This is a genomic window from Polaromonas hydrogenivorans, from assembly GCF_040105105.1.
In the GTDB taxonomy this organism is placed as follows: domain Bacteria; phylum Pseudomonadota; class Gammaproteobacteria; order Burkholderiales; family Burkholderiaceae_C; genus Polaromonas; species Polaromonas hydrogenivorans.
This window is the reverse complement of sequence record NZ_CP157675.1, coordinates 943,491-966,308: the sequence shown is the minus strand read 5'-3', so window position 1 is coordinate 966,308 and position 22,818 is coordinate 943,491. Positions and strand designations below refer to the sequence as shown.

At 62.6% G+C, this 22,818-nt stretch carries 20 protein-coding genes; 6 read left to right on the top strand and 14 right to left on the bottom strand.

The genetic code is table 11. The annotated features are described in order from the left end of the window. Positions 1 to 14 precede the first annotated feature (14 nt). Positions 15 to 1,079: a VWA domain-containing protein gene (locus ABLV49_RS04650; protein WP_349280423.1), complete on the top strand. Its 1,065-nt coding sequence runs from the start codon at positions 15 to 17 to the stop codon at positions 1,077 to 1,079. A 107-nt stretch (positions 1,080 to 1,186) separates the two neighbouring features. On the opposite strand, the gene ABLV49_RS04645 is transcribed toward ABLV49_RS04650, so the two are convergent. From ABLV49_RS04645 to ABLV49_RS04620, 6 genes are all read right to left on the bottom strand, one after another. Next, complete coding sequence (locus ABLV49_RS04645) at positions 1,187 to 1,384, bottom strand: hypothetical protein (RefSeq protein ID WP_011802617.1); 198 nt, start codon at positions 1,382 to 1,384, stop codon at positions 1,187 to 1,189. Between the two features lie 53 nt (positions 1,385 to 1,437). Beyond that, positions 1,438 to 2,463, bottom strand: a complete 1,026-nt coding sequence (locus ABLV49_RS04640) for a patatin-like phospholipase family protein (protein ID WP_349280421.1) — start codon at positions 2,461 to 2,463, stop codon at positions 1,438 to 1,440. A 240-nt stretch (positions 2,464 to 2,703) separates the two neighbouring features. Continuing rightward, positions 2,704 to 4,032, bottom strand: a complete 1,329-nt coding sequence (locus ABLV49_RS04635) for a hypothetical protein (RefSeq protein WP_415838092.1) — start codon at positions 4,030 to 4,032, stop codon at positions 2,704 to 2,706. Between the two features lie 41 nt (positions 4,033 to 4,073). Then, positions 4,074 to 4,826, bottom strand: coding sequence for a hypothetical protein (locus ABLV49_RS04630; RefSeq protein WP_349280418.1), 753 nt, complete (start codon positions 4,824 to 4,826; stop codon positions 4,074 to 4,076). 48 nt (positions 4,827 to 4,874) lie between these two features. Next, a complete protein-coding gene (locus ABLV49_RS04625) occupies positions 4,875 to 5,447 on the bottom strand; it encodes a hypothetical protein (RefSeq protein WP_349280417.1) in 573 nt (190 codons plus the stop codon). Between the two features lie 57 nt (positions 5,448 to 5,504). Further along, the gene (locus tag ABLV49_RS04620) at positions 5,505 to 5,780 is read right to left on the bottom strand and encodes a DnaJ domain-containing protein (RefSeq protein WP_349280415.1); all 276 of its coding nucleotides are present in this window, start codon (positions 5,778 to 5,780) and stop codon (positions 5,505 to 5,507) included. Between the two features lie 284 nt (positions 5,781 to 6,064). Between ABLV49_RS04620 and ABLV49_RS04615 the strand changes: the two genes are divergently transcribed. Continuing rightward, on the top strand, positions 6,065 to 6,559 hold the full coding sequence (locus ABLV49_RS04615; RefSeq protein ID WP_349280413.1) for a hypothetical protein: 495 nt from the start codon (positions 6,065 to 6,067) through the stop codon (positions 6,557 to 6,559). 49 nt (positions 6,560 to 6,608) lie between these two features. Here the strand turns inward: ABLV49_RS04615 and ABLV49_RS04610 are convergent, their stop codons facing one another. From ABLV49_RS04610 to ABLV49_RS04595, 4 genes are all read right to left on the bottom strand, one after another. Continuing rightward, positions 6,609 to 9,134, bottom strand: coding sequence for an AMP-binding protein (locus tag ABLV49_RS04610; protein ID WP_349280412.1), 2,526 nt, complete (start codon positions 9,132 to 9,134; stop codon positions 6,609 to 6,611). 73 nt (positions 9,135 to 9,207) lie between these two features. After that, positions 9,208 to 10,233: a uroporphyrinogen decarboxylase family protein gene (locus ABLV49_RS04605; RefSeq protein ID WP_349280411.1), complete on the bottom strand. Its 1,026-nt coding sequence runs from the start codon at positions 10,231 to 10,233 to the stop codon at positions 9,208 to 9,210. Between the two features lie 61 nt (positions 10,234 to 10,294). Continuing rightward, positions 10,295 to 11,026 carry a lipoprotein-releasing ABC transporter ATP-binding protein LolD gene (lolD, locus tag ABLV49_RS04600; RefSeq protein WP_349281599.1) on the bottom strand — a complete coding sequence of 244 codons (732 nt, stop codon included), beginning with the start codon at positions 11,024 to 11,026 and terminating at the stop codon, positions 10,295 to 10,297. Positions 11,027 to 11,165: 139 nt separating this feature from the next. After that, entirely contained in the window at positions 11,166 to 12,422 is a 1,257-nt protein-coding gene (locus ABLV49_RS04595; RefSeq protein ID WP_349280409.1) for a lipoprotein-releasing ABC transporter permease subunit, read from the bottom strand. Between the two features lie 33 nt (positions 12,423 to 12,455). On the opposite strand from ABLV49_RS04595, the gene ABLV49_RS04590 reads away from it, so the two are divergent. The 3 genes from ABLV49_RS04590 to ABLV49_RS04580 all read left to right on the top strand — a co-directional run bounded on the left by ABLV49_RS04590 (position 12,456) and on the right by ABLV49_RS04580 (position 15,445). Beyond that, positions 12,456 to 13,469 (top strand): hypothetical protein, encoded by a 1,014-nt coding sequence (locus tag ABLV49_RS04590; RefSeq protein WP_349280408.1) that lies wholly within the window; start codon positions 12,456 to 12,458, stop codon positions 13,467 to 13,469. A gap of 37 nt (positions 13,470 to 13,506) precedes the next feature. Beyond that, positions 13,507 to 15,249, top strand: a complete 1,743-nt coding sequence (recJ, locus tag ABLV49_RS04585) for a single-stranded-DNA-specific exonuclease RecJ (protein ID WP_349280407.1) — start codon at positions 13,507 to 13,509, stop codon at positions 15,247 to 15,249. 64 nt (positions 15,250 to 15,313) lie between these two features. After that, positions 15,314 to 15,445 (top strand): hypothetical protein, encoded by a 132-nt coding sequence (locus tag ABLV49_RS04580; RefSeq protein WP_349280406.1) that lies wholly within the window; start codon positions 15,314 to 15,316, stop codon positions 15,443 to 15,445. Between the two features lie 91 nt (positions 15,446 to 15,536). Here ABLV49_RS04580 and ABLV49_RS04575 read toward each other — a convergent pair whose 3' ends face one another. The 4 genes from ABLV49_RS04575 to ABLV49_RS04560 all read right to left on the bottom strand — a co-directional run bounded on the left by ABLV49_RS04575 (position 15,537) and on the right by ABLV49_RS04560 (position 21,692). Next, entirely contained in the window at positions 15,537 to 16,661 is a 1,125-nt protein-coding gene (locus ABLV49_RS04575; RefSeq protein WP_349280404.1) for a TAXI family TRAP transporter solute-binding subunit, read from the bottom strand. A 31-nt stretch (positions 16,662 to 16,692) separates the two neighbouring features. Next, positions 16,693 to 17,091 carry a hypothetical protein gene (locus ABLV49_RS04570; protein WP_349280403.1) on the bottom strand — a complete coding sequence of 133 codons (399 nt, stop codon included), beginning with the start codon at positions 17,089 to 17,091 and terminating at the stop codon, positions 16,693 to 16,695. 50 nt (positions 17,092 to 17,141) lie between these two features. Further along, positions 17,142 to 20,147, bottom strand: coding sequence for a tubulin-like doman-containing protein (locus ABLV49_RS04565; RefSeq protein ID WP_349280401.1), 3,006 nt, complete (start codon positions 20,145 to 20,147; stop codon positions 17,142 to 17,144). A 144-nt stretch (positions 20,148 to 20,291) separates the two neighbouring features. Then, positions 20,292 to 21,692, bottom strand: a complete 1,401-nt coding sequence (locus tag ABLV49_RS04560; protein ID WP_349280400.1) for a Fic family protein — start codon at positions 21,690 to 21,692, stop codon at positions 20,292 to 20,294. Positions 21,693 to 22,075: 383 nt separating this feature from the next. On the opposite strand from ABLV49_RS04560, the gene ABLV49_RS04555 reads away from it, so the two are divergent. Beyond that, entirely contained in the window at positions 22,076 to 22,744 is a 669-nt protein-coding gene (locus ABLV49_RS04555; RefSeq protein WP_349280399.1) for a Crp/Fnr family transcriptional regulator, read from the top strand. The last annotated feature ends 74 nt before the right edge of the window (positions 22,745 to 22,818 follow it).

The window sequence follows — 22,818 nt, the reverse complement described above, 5'->3', positions numbered from 1 at the left end:
GTGAAGGAACTGCCATGACCGTTCCCGTCAACTTCCTCTGGCCCCAGTTCCTGTGGCTGCTGCTGGCGCTGCCGCTGCTGGTGGCGGCGTATGTGTGGCTGCTGCGGCGCAAGAAAAAGATGGCCCTGCGCTACGCCAGCCTGTCCATCGTGCGCGAAGCCATGGGCAGCGGCCAGAGCATTCGCCGGCACATTCCGCCGCTGCTGTTCCTGCTGTCGCTGGCGGCCATGCTGGTGGCCGCTTCGCGCCCGCTGGCCGTCATCACCCTGCCCTCGCAAAACGAAACCATCATCCTGGCCATGGATGTGTCGGGCAGCATGCGCGCCACCGATGTCCTGCCCAACCGGCTGGTGGCCTCGCAAAATGCCGCCAAGGCTTTCCTGGCCGATCTGCCGCGCAATGTGCGGGTTGGCGTGGTGGCCTTTGCCGGAACCGCCGCCGTGGTGCAGCCGCCCACCGTGAACCGCGAAGACCTGACGGCGGCGATTGACAAGTTCCAGCTGCAGCGCGGCACGGCCATTGGCAACGGGATCATCGTGTCGCTGGCCGAACTGTTCCCCGAAGCCGGCATTGACCTGGAGTCGATGGAAACCGGCCGGGAACGCAAGCACGGCGTGTCGCTGGACCAGGCCGCAAAGGACGACGGGAACGGCAAGAAAGCCTTCACCCCGGTCGCGCCCGGCTCCTACACCTCGGCCGCGATCATCCTGCTGACCGACGGCCAGCGCACCACCGGCATCGATTCGCTCGACGCCGCCAAGGTGGCCGCGGACCGGGGCATCCGGGTCTATACCGTGGGCGTGGGCACGGTGGAAGGCGAAACCATCGGTTTTGAAGGCTGGTCGATGCGCGTCAAGCTCGACGAGGAAACCCTCAAGGGCATTGCCCGCGCCACCCAGGCCGAATACTTTTATGCCGGCACGGCAAACGATCTGAAAAAGGTTTACCAAACCCTGAGTTCGCGGCTGACGGTGGAAAAAAAGGAAACCGAGATATCGGGGCTGCTGGCACTGGCCGCCGCCGTCCTCGGCCTGCTGTCGGCCAGCCTGTCGCTGCTGTGGTTCAACCGGATTCTTTGACTCCACGGACGGCGTCAGGATTGCAGGGCCGGCAGGCGGTTTTTATGACAAAAACAGCCTTTTGAGCAATACCAGCGTGCGTGTATAGCTACTGTTTTTATAGCAAATCACTTCCTGGTGGTTTTTCTCTTGCGTGGCGCGGCAGCCGTGGGCGCTTTAGGCATCAGCGCATCGGTCCAGGCCTTGGTCATCTCTTTGGTGTTTTTGGCCGCTTCCCGCTTGACGGCGGCCGTGGCCTGCGCGCGGGCCGCTCCGGCGATCTTGTTGGCACCGCTCAGGAACATGCTCATAAATGGATTTTTCATGACAGAACTCCTTTCAAAAAAAGTCTATTTCGACGAAAACAAATCCGCCAGCGCTAATAAAACAATTCGGCCAGATCAACCGTCGAACGCCTGCCGATCTCGCCATGGTTCGCCTCCAGCCAGCCCCTGGCCCGCTCGCGGCCCAGGTTTCTCAGCAGTTCAAAAAACTGCATGTTCGCCGCCAGCTTGGTTTCGGTCTTGAACTCGTTCATCTGCTCCGGGGCGTCAATCACATGAAAGTTCGTCTGGACAAGGCGCCGTTCAAAGCGCCCGATGCGAAAAAACGATTCCTTTGCATACTCGCGCGCATGGGCAAACATGCGCATTTCCCGCAAAAAGGTGGAATTGAAGGCCAGTTCCAGCACCCGGTCCTTGATTTCCTGGGCGCTGTGCGGCGTTCCCTTGTGCTTCATGGGGGTGAGCAGCACCATCAGGATATCGCTGCTCTTGCATTCGTAGAACAGCGGATAGACCGCCGGATTGGCGGCATAGCCCCCGTCCCAGTAGGGCTCTCCGTCGATTTCGACCGGCCGCGCCATGGTCGGCAGGCAGGCCGAGGCCAGGATGGCGTCGGCGCTGATCTCGGGCGAGCGGAACAGCCGCACCTTGCCGGAATTCGCATTGGTGGCGGCAATGAACAGCTTGACCGGGCTGTCGCCCCGCAGGCGCTCGAAATCGACCTGCGCCAAAAGAATGTCGCGCAAGGGGTTGAGATCGAAAGGGTTGAGCTGGTGCGGCGAGAAATAGTGCGCCCAGTGCATCATCATTTTCAGGGCGGGAAGCAGGCTGACGTTCTGGCCATCCAGGGACGGCACGGCCACCTCGAACGGCAGGCTGTCCGCCACCGAGGTCCAGAACCTGTGCAGCGCAGCGCGTGCGCCATCGCGGCCGCCATCATTCAAGCCGTGGGCCAGAACGACGGCATTCATGGCGCCGGCACTGGTGCCGCTGACGCCCTCGAAGTCGGTGCGGCCGTCTTCGAGCAGGTGATCGAGCACCCCCCAGGTGAATGCACCGTGGGCGCCGCCGCCTTGCAGGGCCAGGCTGATGGGCTGTGGGCTACGTCTTTCAAAAAGCAAAGGCGCCTCCTGTCTGTCGTTATTCAATGCAATGGATGGGCAAGCCCTTGGCTTGGGGCAAAGTATTCATGTCTCGGCACCAGGGCTTGAGGCAGCACCTTCGGCATGCCGGCCGCTCTTAACGCCTGGCTGATTCATGAATATGTTGCAGTGCAGCATAACATTGGAAGCACCGAGCAGGCATGTCAGGAAATGTCCTGACAGGTCGAGAGGCAAGCGCTCAGCAGACGCAGCGCCGGTTCACGTCGTCACATGGCATTCGCGCCGCAGCAGGGCCAGCGCATCCTTGAGCGCATAGGTTGAATCGCTTTGCAGCGTGGACTGGGCCTCGTCCATGAAGTCGGCCCACAGCTGGAGGTAGGCGTCCTGGTGCTGGACCGGGGCATGCTCCAGGATGTACTGGCGGGCCAGTTCCGGGTTGAAGGCGGCCTTGGCGCCCGGCTTTTGGATCTTGCGGACCAGGGCGGTTGCGGCTTTTTCGCTCAGGATGGTCTTGGGCGCGGCACCGGCCGCGACGCAGACCATCAGCGTCAGCAGCGAGCCGTCGTCGCAGTTTCCGCCGGTCACCTTGTCCCACGCCTGGGAAACGGAGCGTTCATGGTGCTCCATCTCGCTGGCGATGTCCTCGACCCAGAAATAGCGGCCCAGCAGCGGCGGATGATGGTCTTCGCTGTCGTTGGCGAACAACGCCCTGGCGGTCAGCGCGCTGTCCAGGATCTGCGGCAGGTCGGCCTGCACCGATTGCAGCACGGCCTGCACCACGTCCCTGAATTCATCGGGCAGGTTCGCGGGCAGCGCGAGGGATACCGTCAGCGACCGGGCGCTGGCGCTGCTGGTTTTTCCGGCCTGCGCGGCGCTGCGAGTCTTGGCCGCGCGGTACTTCTTGCGCAGCGCGGCGACCATTTTTTCAAACTCGACCCAATCGGGCATCTCGGTGCGCCGGGTGGCCATCGCCAGCAGCGCGGTGCGGATCACCGCCTCGGCGTGAGTGTGGGCCTCTTCGAGTTCCTCGGCGTCCATGCCCAGTTCCCCGGCCAGCCAGACGGCGGCGTCTTTTTCCTGCTGCAGCGGCCTGCGCCTGGCGAGTTCGGCCTGGTAATCGGCAAAGCTCTTCAGCGACCACTCGGCCAGCCCTTTGGGCGGGCCGCCGGCCTCGGCGCCGCTGTCCAGGCTGGCATGAAAGACAGTGCTCTCGGGCAAGGCCAGCAAGGCCTTGAGCAGGTCCGAGCCGCCCTTGGAGCGCGACAAAAACGAATGGTCGCGCAGCGATTCAGCGGCCTGCCGCAAGTCGCCGCCACAGCTGCTTTGCAGGTACAGGCTGACCAGGTTGACGATGCGATCCTTCGCTTTTTCAAGGTCGGGCCGCAGGAACTCGTTGCCGAAGTAGCGCGCAATCTGCACCATGCCCTTGGGCGCATCGGCGCGGATGGCGTCAAGTTTTTCGCGGTCGATGATGCCGTTTTGCACGCCGAAGCGCAGCGCCTTTTCAAAGAACGGGCGCGCATCGTAGAGCGAGACCGAAGCGGGCGAAGTGGGCGAAGCAGTCGGAGCGGTGGCTGAAGGGTGCATGGGCATCGTGAAATAGGGTTGCGGTGCGGGCCGGGCCGGCCTCAGATGGCCGATTCCTCGTCCGACTCGCGGGCCGCCGGCGTAGCCCGGCCCCGGTCGGTGTCGCCGGTCTCGACCTTGCCGTCGTCGTCCTGCATCTCGTCGTCCTCTTCCTCGTCAAGGCCGGCATCGTGCGCGCGCGCCTTGGCCCGCAGCACGGTGAGCATTTCGATGAACAGGTCCGGGATTTCGTAGCGCAGCAGCCAGGCCAGCTCCATCCAGTCATGGTCGGAAATCTCGTCCTGCTCGACACGCGGTTTTTCATAGGCCACCGCCTGCAGGTCGGCCTTGGAGCGCAGCTCGCCGGTGTCCTTCATCGCATCGAAGGTGCCGTTGCAGGCAAAGGCCTCGATGCGGTCCCATTTCTCGGTGAAGTAGTCGGCCAGCGCCTCGCTGCCGCCTTCGAGGTCGCCGATGGCCGTCAAAAACTCCAGCGGATAGGCGTCTTCGCGAAAAATGATGGCGTTCATCATGCCGCGCAGGTGGGTGCGCGTCAGATCCTTGTACTGCTTTTCAATCACCACCGCGCGCGCGAACTGCTCGGGCGTGACCAGCAGGTTGACGATGGATTCCTTCGAGTTGTCGTATTCGCGGATGACCGCCAGGATGTCCTTGGGTGGCAGCAGGTCCAGCACCACCATCAGCGCGGCATCGCCCTCGGTGTCGGCCAGTTCGACCAGGGCGGACTCGGCGCCCACGATGTCGCCGGCGGCAATCAAGGTCTGGGTTTTTTCAATCAGGGCTAAATGGTTCATAAGGGCTTGAAGTCGCTTGGTTTGATTTTTTGGCGGTACATCTGCCGGTCAGTCTTTGCGGTCAAAGCCATGCCCTTCGAGCCAGCTGGCGCCAGCCGCGTCGCGGTCGCGGGCGTCGCCGCGCACCTCATCGCTTTCGTGATCGTCGAAATCGTCCGGCCCATCGGTGTCGTCGTCATCGCTGTCTTCGCTGTCTTCGCTGTCTTCGTCGCCCTGCCCGGCGAACGCCGCCACCGGCTTGCCAGCCATGTAGTGCAGGCCCGCCGCCAGCGTCAAAAACCATTCGCCTTTTGGCGCCTGCAGGATGACCTGGACCAGTTCGCGCGTCCACGGCGCCAGTTCGATGCCGCCCGACAGGCTACTCCATTCGGGGAATTCATCGGCTTCGTGGCTGAGCAGGTGGTCCATGGCGGCAGGCTGGCTGAAGGCAAAGCCCTGGTGAAAGATGACCGCCACCATCTCGGGGCTGAGTTCCATCATCTGCACCAGGAAGCCGATTTCCTTGCGTTTGGCGGCCAGCCGCTGGGGCAGCACGTCGCGGCCGTCGGAGTCAAAGGTCAGGTCATCCATTTCAGCCTGGTAGGCCGAATGCAGGTTGATAAAAAAGGGGGAAATGTTCATAAGGCCGGGGGTTTTCATGTCATGGGCTTTGCGCTGGCCCAGCGATCAGATCAAGGATCAGAGCAGTTGGTTGAAATAAGGGGTCCAGATTTCCCGCGCCGTCTCCAGCGGACTGTCGAGCAGGTTGCGGCGGCGGTTGTCGTCATAGGCCTGGCGCCTGTCGGCATCGGACAGCACTTCATAAGCCTGCTGCACCGCCCGAAAGCGTGCCGGCGCATCGGCTGCCGCGTTTTTGTCGGGATGCCAGAAGGACGCTTTCTGGCGAAATGCTTTTTTGACATCAGCCAGCGTCGCCGCGCTGTTGAGCCCCAGTGTGGTGTAGTGATCGGTCATGCGTGAGTGTGGCGTTGTTCTGAAAGCGAAGGCGATGGTCAGGAGCAGCTTGATGACAGGCTGGCTTCAACCCTGGAGGAGCCCACCGAAATGCGCAAGGCGCCGGGCCGGTGATTATGCTTGACCAGCGCTCGCTGGCCTGTTTGAAATGAAATCGCCGCACGCTGCGCCGGCCTTCAAGTTGCAACGCCATGTAAGCATGGTCAACTGATGGCTACCCTGCCTCGTTAATAGCTTGTATGTAACGAAATCGTTGCATCAATTAATTTAACCTAAAGGCTTTTATGAACAAGTTGCTCGCTACCCTGATCGCCGGTCTGTTTGTTTCGGGCGCATTTGCCCAGGCGCCTGCGGCTCCAGCCGTTACGCCTGCTACGCCTGCAGTCGTGAAAGCTGAAGCCAAGGCCGACAATGCAACCGCCAAAGCCGGCGCAGCCGAAGCCAAGGTCGATGCCAAGGCCGACACCAAGGTGGAAAAAGCCGAAGTGACCGCTGCCAAAACCAAGGTCAAGGCAAAAACCAAAGCGCACAAGGCCAAGTCAAAAGCCCATGCAAAAGCCGTGAAAGCCGAGCCGCAAGACAAGGTCGCGGCTGAAGCCAAGGCTGAAAAAGTCGATGTCAAGGCCGATGCCAAAGCCGACAAGGCCGTCGTCAACGCCACCGCCAAGGCCGACAAGGTCAAGGTTGACGCCAAAGCCGAAAAAGTGAATGCGGCAACCGCCACCACGGCAGTCAAGGCCGAAGGCAAGGCTGATGTGAAAGCTGCCACCGGCAAGTAAAAAAGATTCTTGCGCTTCCCTGAAAAGACAGGCCCTGGCCTGTCTTTTTTCATGGCTTGTATTTCATAGCGCCCAGAATATGCTGGGTCACAGCGATTGCGGTGGCCTCCCCCAGCAATTCAGTATGTTCGCAGGGTACGCCAATGCAGGCCAGCCCACCGGCATAAGGCCCCCATCCAAGATCATCAGGCACGCCGCCCCGATGAAGCTCCTTGGTGGCGACAAGCACCGTGACAGTGCCCGGAAAATAGCCAGGCTGCCAGTTGCGTGCGTGATGAATTACCAGCGCATCCATCAGCATATTTTTCTGATCAGGCACATTTTCCGATCCTGAAAATTTTTGCCCACCAGCGGATAGTTTTTTAAGCATCGATGGCGACAGCAGGCGCAGCACGGCAACAGCTTTCTTTTTCAACTGGAGCCGTTCACGCCCCGTCATGATTTGCATCATTTGCCAGCCTCGTTTTTGCAAACGAGCCGGCCAGCTTTTTTGATAAAAAGCCGGCCCCATATCGCCAGCAATCAGCGCGCCCACCGCAACGCCTGCGGCAACCAGCTGGCAAGCAGCGTCAAAAGCAATACGGGCACCGAAAGAAAGGCCCAGTAAATGCACCGGACCGGCTGCCGGCTGCTTCTTTATGTAGGCGGCAACCGTCGCGCCCAGCGTCTGTATGAAGCTGGCGGACACAGCCTCTTCATACACCAGCGGCAGCGGCACTATCTGCACCTGGATGCTCTTTGGCAGGCTGGCAGAAAAACCGGCCAGCCAGGGAAAGCTGGAACTGCCAGGGCGAACCACCACATAAAGCCTGGTCCTGGGCATGTCGGGCACCATCAGGGCCTGCACCAGACCTTCGAATGTCTGCTTGCCATGCACAAGGCCCACTTCCAGCGAACGCGCAAGCGTCTTTTCCAGCAACACCAGCAAGCTCATGGCAGCCAGGGAATCCCCCCCTTGATCGGCAAAGGAAACGATGGGATCAATGAAACCCTGACGCTGCAACGCTTCATTCCAGCAGGCAGCCAAGCTGTGCCGGATCTCCAGGGAACTGTCGTCACCGTGCAACGCATCACCTGGGTGTTCGGGTTCTTCGAGCGGACTGGTTTTCGGCAAGAGCCGTTTCAACGCAGCCAGGTCAGTTTTGAAATTGGGGAGTCTCGGAATGCGCTCCAGCCAGTGAAAGTTCGCAGGAATGGAAGCGGCGGGCAGCCTGCCCTGCAACAGTTCGCGCAGTGATTCCTGCGTCATCTTGTTGCCGCACAGCCAGGCGCTCAACTCAGGCGCCACGGCGGTTCCCGTCAGCACCACCGCAGCATCCTCTACGCCAGGAAGACTTCGCAGCTCAGCCTCAACGGCGCCGGGCTCCACGCGGTGGCCACGAATTTTGACCTGGGCATCCTTGCGTCCAACAAACTCCAGCAGGCCGTCGGCTCGTTCCCGCGCCAGATCGCCTGTCATGAAACGGCGCCAGGCCGGACGCTCCGGATCTTCGCGAAAAGCCTGCCGGGACAATTCCGGGTTGCGCCAGTAGCCACGGGCAACAAAGGGACTGCAAACCTCCACCTCGCCAACCTCACCCCTTGCAACCGCTTGGCCCTTCGTGTCCAGCAGTCGGGTCTCGCGCTCCTGCACCGGGTAACCGGCGGGCACCACCGCGCTATCGAATTGACGGTCAACGCCAAGAAACCAGTGCCGATACAGCGTGGCGCATTCTGTCGAGCCAATTCCGTTGTAAATCAGGCAACGGTGGGGAAAGTGCTCATAAAACATGTCCACATCACTGGAAAAAAACCTGTCGCCCGCGACATAGGCCAGCCGCACCGACACCAGGTTCTCAGGCTTAGGCCCACTTTGCAAAAAGGCCCGCAACAGTGCAGGAATGGCATGAAAAACGGTAATGCCGCACTGCGCGACCCGCCGGCCCAAGCCACCCAGGCCCACGTCACGGATGTTGATCGACACCAGCGTGGCGCCATTGAGCAGCGCTGCGTAAATGTCGCGAATCGCTCCATTGACACTGGGTGAATAGAGCCACGTCAGGCGATCACCCGGATGAAGATGAATGGCGTGGCTGTACTGATAGACATCGTGAAGCAGGCCTCGCTGGTCCTGATAGACGCCTTTGGGCTGCCCTGTGCTGCCCGAGGTGTAGATGATGTAGGCAATGCTTTCAGCACAGCCCGCCAGCCCCGAGGGAAGGCATTCGTCCAGCGCATTGAAATCGACCAGTGGTGGCATGCCGGGTGTTGACGCCATCAATGCCTGCCCGGCCGCGTCACTGATCAGGCAGCCAGCGCCCGCCTGCTCCAGGATCAGGCGGTTGCGTTCCGGCGGAAATGCCGGATCGAGTGGCACATAAGGACGGCCGACGGCCAATGCTCCCAGGAAAACGGCGGCAAGCGGAGCCCCCATGGGCAGCAATACGGCAATTGGAGAAGGCGCATCCTGCTCGATACAGGCAGCGACCCGCAGCGCCAGCCGGTAAAGATCGCCATAGCTCCAGGTACGCCCGGCTTCAATGACCGCTGGATGGTCTGGCTGCTGGCGCGCAAAAGCGGCGAAACGGGCAAACACAGGTTCATCAAGCGCGCCGCGCGCCCAAGGCGTGAATGGACTGTTCACCGGCCCCCCATGATCAAGCAGTCGTTCAGTGGACATGATTGATATTCTTTATCCACGAAGCGATGCGTTCATCGGGAACCGCCAGCGGCACGACGCAGGGAGCTGTTAACAGTGCGCCCTGCTGCCCAAAGCGCGACAGGGCCGTGCTGATGGCCTGCCTTAAATGACCCGGATCATCCCAGACCTCCAGAGGCAAACCGATGGCGGCAGGACAGCGGCTCATGGCCCGGTAAGTCTCTGGCGACGGATTGTCAGGCCCTAACTCATAGTGAGTCATCCAGTTCCCGTCCGTGGGCGTCCCATCGAAATGAATCGGCGAGCCGTGAATATGCAAAATATTTCCTTCAAAATATTCACAGGCCGCCATCACCCGATCATCACTATCCCAGCCATGCTGCCGGTAAATTTCACGCGAAAGCGTATTTGTTGATAAATGCTGGGCGGCAAGATAGATCCCGGTGACGCCGACAGCGTGGTAGGCCGCGATCAATCGCTCAGTGCCGTAAGTCAATCGTTGCAGCCCGGTGCGGACCAGGTCTGGCGATGATTGCAAATGTTCAAGCAGCCGCTCAGGGCCAGCCAGCATCAGCGCTTGAGTCAGAGGCGTAAAGACGGTTGCCAGCAGCGGCACTTGCGGCCCCAGCGACCGGGACAGGCTTTGGGCCGCGGCGACCATCTCCTGCTCCAGCGGCGTTAACTGGTCATCCAGCGTCAACCAGTCTTGGGGGCGATTGACAGCCCTGTCCAGAAAAGTTCGTCGTCCCAGCGGATCGCCGCACCAGTCGGCATGAGCGCCCCGATCCGCCACCTGGTAATTGCCCGCTGGCGTCAGCTTGACCAGACACCCTTGGGTGGCGCGATGAAAAGCCAGGGTGGCGGCAACCAGCGTCCTGGCGGACTGATCGGCAACCGGATGGTGTTTCCAAAAAGCGCCGGCCACTCGCTCACCGGGCAAACGCCTGTCAGAGAGCAATGTCTTGAAGGCTGCGCTTGCACGGAATGAAGAGGGCAAAATTCTTGACATGAAACTGATTGATGTTTTTGATGGCAATGCATCATTTTCTTACAACTCAGTTTTTCACCGTCAACGCTCGCTTTCAAGCTTTTTCTGCTTACCTGGCCGCCTCCGACAGCTTGCCCAGCACCAGCCGCAGCTGCCGCCCGCAGCGCGCAGCCAGCGCTTCGTCGTGCGTCACCATCACGAACGCCGTACCGTGCTCGCGGGCGAGTTGGAGCATCAGCTGGAAGACGCCGTCGGCGGTGACCCGGTCCAGGTTGCCGGTGGGCTCGTCGGCCAGCACGCAGGCCGGCTGCGTGACCAGGGCGCGGGCGATGGCCACGCGCTGGCGTTCGCCGCCCGACAACTCCGCCGGGCGGTGGTGAATGCGGTCTTCCAGGCCCACGCTGGCCAGCATTTTTGTCGCGATCCGCGCGCATTCATCGCGCGGCAGGCGGCGAATCCACAGCGGCATGGCGACGTTGTCGAGCGCGCTGAACTCGGGCAGCAAATGGTGGAACTGATAGACAAAGCCGAGGTGCCGGTTGCGCAATTCACCTTGGCTAGCAGGCGACAGGCTGGACAGGAGTTGCCCTTTCAGCTCGACCTGTCCACTGGTCGGCGCATCGAGTCCGCCCATCAAATGCAGCAGCGTGCTTTTGCCCGAACCCGAGGTGCCGACGATGGCCAGGGTTTCGCCGCGATGCACCTGCAGGTCCACGCCCTGCAGCACGGTCACGTCCAGCCGGCCTTCGGTGAAGCGCTTGGTCAGGGCGCTGGCGCGCAGCACGACTTCGCCTTGCGGTTGGGCGGGTTCGGGGAGGCCCCCATCCCGGCCTTCCCCCAGCGGGGGAAGGAGTAATTCGGATTCAGCCTCGTCTCCTTGCCAGTCAGGGCCGCAGGACCGGCTTTGCCGGACTGCAGGCGCAGCGGCCCCCTCGGGGGGCAGCGAACCACACGAAGTGGGGAGCGTGGGGGTCATATCATCATTCATAGCGCAGGGCCTCCGCCGGGTTCACGCGGCTGGCGCGCCAGCTGGGATAAATGGTTGCCAGGAAAGCCAGCACCAGCGAGATCACGACAATCGGCATGATGTCGGCGTACTGCGGCTCGCTGGGCATGCGGCTGATGAGGTAGATGTCTTTCGGCAAGAAGCTGGCGTTCAGCAGCCGCTCCAGCGCCGGAACGATCACGTCGATATTGAAAGCGACGCCCAACCCCAGCAGCAGGCCCGACAGCGTGCCGATCACGCCGACCATCGCGCCCTGCACCATGAACACGCCCATGATGCTTTTCGGGCTCGCGCCCAGCGTGCGCAGGATGGCGATGTCGGCGCGCTTGTCGGTCACCGTCATGACCAGCGTGCTGACCAGGTTGAAGGCGGCCACTGCGACGATCAGCGTCAGGATGATGAACATCATGCGTTTTTCCAGCTCGACGGCGGCAAACCAGGTCTTGTTCTGCCGCGTCCAGTCGCGGATCAGGAGGTCGCCGCTCAGGGTTTGCGACAGCGCCAGCGCCACCTGCCGCGCCTGGTGCAGGTCCTTGAGCTTGATGCGGATGCCGGTCGGCCCTTCAAGCCGGAAAATCTTGGCGGCGTCGTCCTGGTGCATCATGACCAGCGCCGAGTCGTATTCAAAATGGCCCGAATCGAAGGTGCCGACCACGGTCATGGTTTTCAGGCGCGGCACGACGCCGGCCGGCGTCACTTGGCCGCTGGGCGCAATCAAGGTAACGGTATCGCCCTCGCGAACGCCCATGGCGCGCGCCAGTTCGCCGCCCAGCACCACGCCGAACTCGCCGCTGACGAGCTTGGGAAAAGCGGTTTTCCCCAGTTCCACGGCCAGGTCGGTGACCTGGCCTTCGAGCGCCGGATCAATGCCCCGAACCATGGTGCCTTTCATGTCCTCTCCGCGCGCCAGCAATGCCTGGGCAGCTATGAAAGTTGCAGCACCGACGACATTTGGGTTGGCCCGTATCTCGGCCAGCGTTTTCTGCGGGTCCAGCAGCGCGCCGCCGCCCGGCGCGAACACCTCGATGTGCGAGATCACGCCCAGCATGCGGTCGCGGACTTCCTTTTGAAAGCCGTTCATCACGCTCAGCACGATGATCAGCGCGGCCACGCCGAGCGCAATGCCGAGCATGGAAACGCCGGAAATAAAGGAAATAAAACCGTTGCGCCGGGTGGCGCGGCCGGCGCGGGTGTAGCGCCAGCCCAAAATCAGCTCATAGGGAATTTGCATGGCAGCGATTGTGGCATCCCGGACAATAGGGCGATGCGCGCCCATTCGACCTCCCGTTCAACCTCCCATTTGCTGATCCCTTTTGCCGCCTGCAGCGCTGAGGCCTGGCTGCCGACCCTGCACGCCCTGCCGCCGGACAGCTTCAAAAGCCTCGGCCAGTTGCTGCAGGGCATGAAGCTGGTAGAAAACGACACCCAAAACCCGGAATCGCTGTCGCCGCCCCACGAACGCGCACTGGCCCGCGCCTTGGGCTTGGCCACGCTGCAAACCCCGGACGGCCTGATGCCCTGGGCCGCGAGCGACGCGGCGCAACAACTGCAGGCCGGCCATGACAAGGCCTGGGCCTGGATCACGCCCTGCCACTGGGCGATGGGACATCTGCATGCCACCCTGAGCGACCCGGCGGTGCTGCAATTGCCGGAAAGCGCATCGCGCGCCCTGCTGGCGATCATGCAGCCCTACTTTGAAACCGACGGCATCACGCTGCACTACCTGGCCGCCGGCCGCTGGCTGGCCGAGGGCGAGCTGTTTCGGGGCCTGCCGACCGCCTCGCTCGACCGGGTGATGGCGCGCAATGTCGATGCGTGGCTGCCGGGCAGCGCGCAGGCCAGGCCGCTGCGCCGGCTGCAAAACGAAATCCAGATGCTGCTGTACATCCACCCGTTCAACGACGCACGGGAGATGCAGCGCCAGTTGCTGGTCAATTCCTTCTGGATCAGCGGCACCGGCGCCTTGCCCGCCAAATTCGGGGAGGCCCTCACTCCAACCCTCTCCCAGGGGGAGAGGGCGCAAGTCAGCGCACCGCGCAGCCTGGCGCAGGCGGTTTTCAAGGAAGACTGGGCCGGCTACGCGCAGGCCTGGGCAACGCTGGACGCTGGTGAAATCGCCGGATTGCTGGCCCGGCAGCGCGCCGGCGAAACTGTGCGGCTGACGCTGTGCGGCGAGCACAGCGCGCAGACCTTCGAGACCCACCGGGCCGGCCTGTGGACCCGGATTTCAAGCCTTTTAAGCCCTTTGCGCACGCTGGACGTGCTCAAGCAGCTATGAAAATCATAGTAATCATCACAAACCCAATCATCACATCATGAAAATCCAGGTACGCGACGTGCCCCCGCGCAGCCTCTGGGCGCTGCAGCAGGCCGGCATCCACCCTTTGCTGGCGCAGTTGTATGCTGCGCGCGGCGTTCATGCGGCCGCAGAACTGGACGACGGGCTGGCCCGGCTGCTGCCGCCGTCTTCAATGAAAGGCACGCGCGAAGCCGCCTTCCTGCTGGCCGATGCCATGGCCGCAGGCAAGCATATCTGCGTGGTCGCCGACTACGACTGCGACGGCGCCACCGCCTGCGCCGTCGCGTTGCGCGGCCTGAAGCTGCTGGGCGCCACAAACGTCGGCTACCTCGTTCCCGACCGGGTGGTGGACGGCTACGGCCTGACCGCGCCGATTGCCGAGCGCGTCAAGGCGACCGGCGCCGACGTGCTGGTCACGGTGGACAACGGCATCGCCAGCATCGACGGCGTGGCGCGGGCCAAGGCGCTGGGCCTGCAAGTGCTGGTGACCGACCACCATCTGCCCGCGCTGTTCAACGAAAAAATCGGGCTGCCCGACGCCGACGTGATCGTCAACCCCAATCAGCCCGGCTGCAGCTTTGAAAGCAAGTCCATGGCCGGCGTCGGCGTGATGTTCTACGTGCTGCTGGCGCTGCGCGCCGAATTGCGCGAGCGCGGCGTGTTCGACGCAGCCCATCAGCCCAAGCTCGACACGCTGCTGCCGCTGGTCGCGCTGGGCACCGTGGCCGATGTCGTCAAGTTAGATGCCAACAACCGCCGCCTGGTCGCGCAGGGCCTCAAGCGAATCCGGGCCGGCGCCCTGCCCGCTGGCATTGCCAGCCTGTTCAAGGCCGCCGGCCGCCAGGCGCCCGTCGCAACGACCTTCGATTTCGGCTTTGCGCTCGGCCCGCGCATCAATGCCGCCGGCCGGCTGGCCGACATGCGGCTGGGCATCGAATGCCTGCTGACCGACGATGCGGCGCGGGCCGACGAGCTGGCGCAGATGCTCGACGGCATCAACCGCGAACGCCGCCAGATCGAGTCCGGCATGCGCGACCAGGCGCAACTGGCCGCCGACGCGATGATTGACGAGGACGAGGAACCGCCGCCAGCGATTGCGATTTTCGACCCGGAATTCCACGAAGGCGTGGTCGGCATCGTCGCCTCGCGCATCAAGGACAAGCTGCACCGGCCGACCTTTGTGTTTGCCGCCAGCCAGGCGCCGGGCAAGGAGCATGAACTCAAGGGCTCGGGCCGCTCGATTCCGGGCTTTCACCTGCGCGATGCGCTCGACCTGGTCGCCAAGCGCCATCCGGGCGTGCTGCTGCGCTTCGGCGGCCATGCGATGGCGGCCGGCTGCACGATTGCCGAGGAAAATTTCGAGCAGTTTGAATACGGCCTGCAGCAGGTGGCTAGAGAATGGCTGGATGCCGCCACCCTGACACGGCGCCTGGAAACCGACGGCCCGCTGGCACCCGAATACCGGCGCGCCGACCTGGTCGATACGCTGCACAAGGAAGTCTGGGGCCAGGGCTTTGCCGCGCCCACCTTCAGCGAAGAGGTCGAGGTGGTGTCGCAGCGGCTGGTCGGCGACGACAAGCATTTGTCCCTAAAGCTCAAGCACCAGGGAGAGCCGGTGGATGGCATCTGGTTCGGCCACACCGACGCCCTGCCGGCGCGCGTAACGCTGGCGTTCCGGCTCGATACCAATGAGTGGAAAGGCATCCGGCGCGTGCAGTTTCTCATCGAAGCGGCGGAAATTCAGCCGCCAAAGCCGTAGAGGGTTTGTCCGACGGTTTTTGAGTCGGGCTGCCTACAGCCGTTGGCAGGGACTGCGGCCATGATTGGTATTCAGAAGGCGCCCGCATCGGAACGCCCGTCATCCCACAGAGGACATCATCATGAACACCATCATTTACATCGTCGGCCTGGTCGTCATCATCGGCGTGATCCTGTCGTATTTCGGACTGCGTTAAATCAGCCCAAGGAACAGATTTATTGTTGCTACTGATTTAGTAGCTGCTTGCGCATGTCCAGCATGCGCAAAAGCCGTTTTTCATTCACAAATCAGCGGCACAGCCCGGTCACGCGGTCTTGCGGGCTGCAGGCGCTGGGCTTGGCCGCCGTAGCCGCTGCAGCGCTGATGCGGCAACCGGCCAGCCGCTCCTTGACCTTGTCGGAATACTGCCAGCCCGTGGCCACCGGCGGCAGGCTTGATCCGGGCTGCCAGGTCAGCGACTTCCATTTGGCATGGCCGCGCTCCTGCAACACACTGAAATTCGTGCAGAACTGGTCGGCGAAATCCTTGATGTACTGGTTGCGCTGCGGGTCCGCGAAATTGGCGGTGATCAAATAAGAATCCACCGCCAGCGACGGCGACTCGCTGCCCGCGATATTGAGCAGCGGATAACTGCTCTTTTGAATCGCCGCCTTCTGATAGTCCTGCAATACCCTGGCCGCGCCGGGCTGCGCCGGGTCGAACTTGAGCAGCTTCAAGTTGGGCGGCAGGTTTTTCTCCAGCAGGCCGAGCGGCTGCCCGCCCACCAGCACCATGACATCAATCTTCGGGTAGGCCTTGTAGTAAGCCGGGTCACTCAGCGCCATCAGCGCCGAGCGGCGCCGCCTGGTGCCCTCGTCCTCGCCCGTGGCGGTGGTGTTGATGAACGGCTCGACGGCATTGGGCCGCTCCTGGAACAGCTTGCTGTAGATGTTCAGCGCCGTCAGGTAGGTGCCGCTTTTCTCCATGTCCATCCACAGCGGCCGGCCCTTGATCTGGTGGATGAACTCGATGGGGTCGTCCTTGCGCGCCAGGAAGTGGATTTCTTCCTTGTACAGCGGCATGAAGACGCGCAGATTGGCCAGCAGCTGCGCGTATTCGCGGCGCGTTGCCTCGGGAACTTCCTTGGAGTCGCGCAGCTGCACGAACGCCGAATACACGTCCGACTGGACGATGGCCAGCGTCACGCCCTTGGTGCGGCTCATGTCCTCGACGTTGGCCCACGACCCTTTGGAGTCCTTGACTTCCAGCGCCGGGTTCACGAAGTCGCGCAGGTTGCTGCCGATGGCGTAGTAAGTGCCGGTCTTGCCGCCGGTGACGATGCTCTCGGCGCCGGCCGACAGCGCGGCAGCGGCGGCGCAGATGCCGGCCAGAACGCTCAAGCCGCGCGTCCATTTTTTCGGTGACTGGTTCATTTTTGCTAACCCCTGGAGAAATTAAAAGGATTTACTGGGCAGGGCGGCGGCACAGGCCCACGCGCTCGTCGGCTTCCGAACAGTTGCCGGTGACCGGCGGCTGGGCGGCTGGCTCCGCCTTGGGAGGCGTCTGGGGCTGCTCTACAGCCACGGGCGACGCCGGCTCGGGCGCTGGCGCCTTCTTGCCCGACATCAGCGACCAGCCAATGCCGCCCGCGGCCAGCAGCAACACCAGCAGCAGCGCGCCCACGGCCAGCGCCCTGGAATTGCCAGCGCCTTGCGGGCCGGGGTCCGTCAGCAGCAGCGACTTGCCGCATTCGGTGCAGACAAAATCCATCCCGTTCGGGACTTCAACCGTGGTGCGGGCGTCGGCCAGCGAACAGTTGCCAAAGTTTGAACACTTGCCGGATTTGCCGGTGAGAGATGCCATCGCGAAGTTCCTCCTGTTGTTGTGGGGGCATGCAAAAAAGCCAAGGCGAGTCAAGCCGCCTCGCCTTTTAAAATCGCCACCGCGCGCCGCCCGGCGTCCAGAAAGCGGCGGTAAGTTTCGTCCTGGATGTTGCCGCCGCGCGCGGCCTTGACCGCTTCCACCTCGGCCAGAATGGCCCGCTGCACTTCGCTGCGGCGGTCCTGATGCAGATAAGCAGCGCCCGCCAGCATCGCGCCGCACACCGACTTGATGGTGTGCAAGTTCGCCAGGTCAATGCTGTCGGCGCTGGCCATAAAGCTCTTGCCCAGCGCCACCGGGTCATTGTCAAAACCGTCGGCGTCCTTGGTCAGCAACAGCACTTCGTCGGCGCCCGTCGCCGGGTTCCTGCCTTCGTGGATGAAACCCAGCGCCTTGGCCAGCAGCACGTAAGGCAGCGCCTGCAGCTTGACCTCGGCGCTCGACGCCACGAACAGCCTCGGCCAGGCGTTGCCGTCGCCTTCGGTGTGCAGTTCGAGCCGGGCGCGCGCGCCGCCGGTGTCGATGCGGCGGCGGTATTTTTCTTCCAGGAACTTCAGCGGCTTGAGGTAGCGCAGCGGCAGCAGATTGGTGATCGACACCAGCGTGATCTCGTTCAACCGGCCATCGGACTCGATGATCTCCACGTCGCCGGTCTTGGCTTCGCGCAGCGCTTCTTTCAGCACCCGGGAAAACTCGGCCTGTTCCGGCGCCTTCGGCAGGATGACGGTGAACTTGCCCACCGCCGTCGGCACGCCCACCGGAATGCCCGGCGCGGCGCGGTGGATTTCCAGCGGCTCCAGCGCGACAAAATTGCCGGCGCGGCTGACCAGCTCGTTCACATAGCTTTTCAGCTCCTGCGGGTCGGCGCCGTAGCGGTCACGCAGCTTGTCGATGATCGACACGCCCAGCAGCCGCTCCTTGGGGTTTTGCACCAGGTTCTGGTGGGCGATGCGGGCGTTGTCCTCGCACACCGTTTCCAGCACATCGAGAAAAGCCGATTCCGGCACGCGCTGGTTGAACTGCGCAAAGCCTGCATCCGGCCCGATTTTTTCGACCAGCGCGGCGCGCACCCGGCCGCTTTGCGTCTTTTGCTCGGCTTCGTCGAGCACCAGCCGGCGGCTGATGGTCTTGACCTGCACCGGGTCGTAAAAGCGGATCAGATGCTGGCGCAGGTCGCCCGAGCCGGCATCGTTGAGCCGCGCCTGAATGCCGGTTTCGAACTTTTTCAGCGCCTGCTGCAGGGTAGTGGCGACGCGGTCCACCTCGCCCTTCAGGTCGGTGATCTCGGCGATCACCTCGATCAGCAGCGCCTTGGCAAAGCCCCAGCCCTCGGCGCGGGTACGGTACACATACATTTCCTGCAAATGCACGCCATGCGCGTCGAGCAGGCTGTCGGGCGTTCCCAGCAGGTGCTTGGACAGCAGGCTCATGCCCGACCATTTCTGCAGATTGCCCAGCACCCGCGACTGCGCCTGCTCCTCGGCGTTGCGCGCACGCACCACGTTGTCGTCGCAGGCCTTCAGGCGCTCGTCCAGCGTTTCGGTCAGCGCAATCAAGAGCCGCGACACGTCCCATGCCGACTTGGCGCCGACCTTCCATTCGTTGATCAGCTCCTGCTCGATGCGGTTGCGAATCTCGCGCGCCATGTCCTTGCGCGCCTTGAGCTTGGTGCGGTAAAAGCCGCTCACGCCCAGCGTGCGGTAGTCGTCCTGGTAGCGCTTCTCGCACAGCTTGGTCAGCTCGTCGAGCCAGGTGGCACGCTCGCGCTCGCGCACCAGCGACTTGAAATTGGGAATCACCGCCTCCCACTCGCCGGTGAACGATTTCCAGCGCTTGTTCGCGGCGTCCTCGGGCAGGATGCCCAGCGCCAGCGTCAGGTGGTCGTCCGACAGCAGCCAGCGCAGCTGCGTCTCTTTTTGCTGCACGAACTCGTTGAAATCGAGCTTGCGCGGCTCGTCGATGAAGCCGGAGGCCGGCTGCCAGTGGTTGAAGCGCAGCTGCAGCGCCGCCTGCCGGGCAAAGCTGTAGGTCAGGTATTCGCTGATTTCCTCTTCGGGAATCGCCAGCCGCTTGATGCCGAAGGCCAGGAAGCGCTTGGAGCGCTCAGGCATGCGGCCCTGCGGCGCGGTCTCGGGCGAGCCGTCGCCGTTTTCGGCGTTCTCCATGCGACCCAGCGAGGCCCAGTTGACGTTGTTGACCGCGACGATTTTCTGGTACAAAAAGTCGGCGACGATGCCGGGCAAATCCCGGTCCACATCGACCGTCAGCCCGTTTTCGTTCTCGTTGCCGAAGACGTAGCAGCCGTTGAACGGGTCGCTGAGCGTGAGCCGCTGCTTGACGCCGGTCACGTCGTAGGGCTGGTAGCTGCCCACCGACATGGCGTTGAGTTCGGTCAGCGCGGCAAAGCCGTTGGCGTGGTAGTTGCCCGTGTCCCAGTTCGGGTGCGGATAGGCATCGGGCAGCAGCGCGTAAATCAGGATGCGAAAGCGCTTGGAATCGGGGTACAGGTCGCGCAGCTGCGCCACCGCGTCGATCACGCTGCCGCTGCCGGTGCCGCCGGCCAGGCCGACGACGATGTGAAAGGTCACGTCGGTCTCGCCGCTTTGCTGCAGCAGCTTGACCTGCGACTGCACCTGTTCGCGGTACTTGTCCGCCTTGCAGGCAAACAGAAAGCGGCCGAGCCGGCGCTTCTGGCCGCCGAGCGTGGCGCCGACGATGCTGTTGAGGATGTCGCGCCATTCCTGCGGGCTGCCCAGCCAGTGCTTCAGGCCCGGATAGCTGTCCAGGTTATCCAGCCGCGAAGTCAGGTTGGCATCGGTGATGAGCAACTGGCTGGCCTTGGGCAGCTGCACCGAAGTGCCCAGCGTCTTCCAGCTGGGGTCGTCCATGGCCATCATTTCGCTGGAGGAATCGACATACAGATAGCCGATGCCGACGCCGGCTGGCGGCCCGCCGTGGAATTCCTGGTACAGGCTCTTGCGCAGAGCGCGGATGATCTTGCCCCCCGTGCCGCCCAGCCCGATGATGAAGTGATTCATGTGCAGCCAACCCCTTTTTCTTATGGAGAAAGCAAGAATTATGACTTACGCCCCTGCGCCACCAAGGATCAGGAAAGCGCTTTGTTGACTATTAATTTGATAGCTGCTTGCGCACGCCCAGCGTGCGCAAAAGCCTTGTTTTTCTTAATTTTTTGGCAAAACCGGCCTGCACGCCTGCCAGGCCAGAAATTCCGAACGCTTGAGCCGCCAGCGCACCACGCTGCCTTCGTGCAACTGCCTGAGCGCGTCGGTGAGCAGTTGGGCAAACGCTTGCTGGTCTGCGGCCGACGCCAGCTTGGCTGCCAGTTGCGCTACCGTTTGCGGATCAGGCGCCTGCAGCCCCTTGACCACCGACTGCACGGCCTCGATCAAGGCCTCGCGGTACTTGATCTTCAGCGGGTCAGGCTCGATCATGTATTGCGTGATGGCCAGGTAGCGCTGGCATGAGCGCTCGTAAGCCCAGACGAACACATCCTGCAGCAACTCCACCCGGTTGAGTTCATACACGCCCAGCGTGCCTTCCACGTAAGCGCGCTCCGGCACATCAATGAACGACAAGGGACACAGGTTGTGCTTGATCAGCGGGATATTGGCGCCGATGCGCGAGACGCGCTTGTTCACGTCCTCGAACGGCTGCAGGTAAGGCAGCTGCACCATCAGGAAAAACGCTTGTTCAAAAGGATCAGGAATCGCATCGGCCTTTTGCAGCAGCAGCCGAAAGCAGTCTTCCAGCACCTGCGGCATCGCCAGCGGCTGAAACACCGTCCCGGAAATCTCCACCGGCCTGCGGCGCAGGCGCCCGCAGGCGGCCTCTTCGCGCAGCAGGTTTTGCGACAGGACGGCGTGCAGGTTCTGGAAGGTGAAAGCATCAAAGCCCACCTGCTCGGCGTCCTCGATCAGCATTTCAATCGCCGCCTTGTGGTTCAGGATCATCTGCGTTTCCTGCGCGTCCTTTCCCTTGGCGACCTGGCCGAATTCGATCAGGTTTTGCGTGTCCAGACGGCTGTAGGTGTTGCCCTCCAGGCGCGAAGAGGCCCAGGATAAATCCACCAGCAGGCGATTCATGATGTCCCGCGCATAGGTGCCGGCCGGCCGCCCGCCAACCGGCGTGCGCCCCATCTCGTGGAGCTGGGCGCGGATGGATTCGGGCAGATAAAAGGTGACGCCAGGCACGTAAGCTTCGAGGAATTCGCGCTGGTAGCCCACCGGGCGGCGGTGCATCAGCGGCAGCCTTATTCGTTCACGAATCGCGGCGCCCTCGGGGGAAACCGGCACATAGAGTTCAGCTTCTACGCCGGGTTGAGCCTCGGCAACGCTAGCATCAACGCCAGGCAAGGCCGGTTTGTAAACCACGGCAATGCTCTGGCCTTCGGCGACGATTCGCCGGTCTTTGAGCAGGCGCTCCAGACGCCGCTGGAGCGTTCGCCGCTGCACGGCCGCGCCGGTGCGCTGCGCCAGCGCCTTTTCCAGCTCGGCAATTCCGATGCCTTGCAGCTGTTCAGCAATGAGCGATTCAATCAGGGCTAGGTTTTCAGTCTGTGTCATCGATTTCTCCTGCAGGGCGTGGATTTGTCGCGCCTGACTACAAGCGCGACACATTGCGCGACACAATTATGTCGCGCAATGTGTCGCGCCTTGGGTAAAAATGCCTGAGTGCAGAGCGAGTGAAGCAGCTTTCTGGACGGTCAGCCAACTTCAGGCCACGGCGCATTGAGAAGTACTTGCTACAAAAATAAAACTAAACATTGCGGTCGTGGTCGGATAGGATTTAGTCGTCCAATTTGCGCTGGAGAACTATGGCGCTTGATGTTCACAACCTGAATCGTGGAGCTTCAGTTGTCTTTTGCGGAGATCAGGACTGAGTTCTCTAATCGTTCCAGCAAACCGCCTTTCGCCTCCGCTGAACTCAAATAAGCACAGCAGCCTTCATGACACAAGCACCTGCCCTGCCCACCCCCACCACGCTTTACCCAGCCCTGGCGCAGGTGCAGCCCTCCCTGGCCGACGTGCATCCGGCCATCGCGCCCATCAGCGTGCCGGCCGGCACGGTGCTGTTCACTGAAAACACGCCTTGCCAGGGCTTTCCGCTGGTGCTCGATGGCGAAATCAAGGTCTCGCGCAGTTCGGGCGATGGCCGTTCGCTGGAGCTGTACCGGGTGGTTCCCGGCGAGCTGTGCCTGGTGTCGTCAGCGTGTCTGTTTCGCACCCAGCCGCTGTCGGCGCATGGCGTGACGACCAAGGCCAGCACCTTGCTGCTGATCTCGCCCGACGTGTTCAACCGCTGGCTGGAAACGCCGGCCTTTCGCAATGAGGTGCTGGGCCTGTTCGCCGAACGCATGGCCGACCTGACCTGCCTGATCGACGCGGTGGCCTTTCAGCGGCTGGACCAGCGGCTGGCCGCCGCGCTGCTGGGCCGGGGGCAAAACCTCGCGCTGACCCATCAGGCGCTGGCCGATGAGCTGGGCACGGTGCGCGAAATCATCTCGCGCCTGCTGCGCCGCTTCGAGCGCGAAGGCTGGGTCGAACTGGCGCGCGAGCGCATCCACATCCGCGACAGCGCCGCGCTGCGCGCCGTGGCTGCCGGCCTGCCCGCCTGAACCGGGCGTCCGCAAGCACGATGGCTGCGTGACCCAGGTCACAGACTTGGCGCGCGGCAAGGCGTCCAATCAGG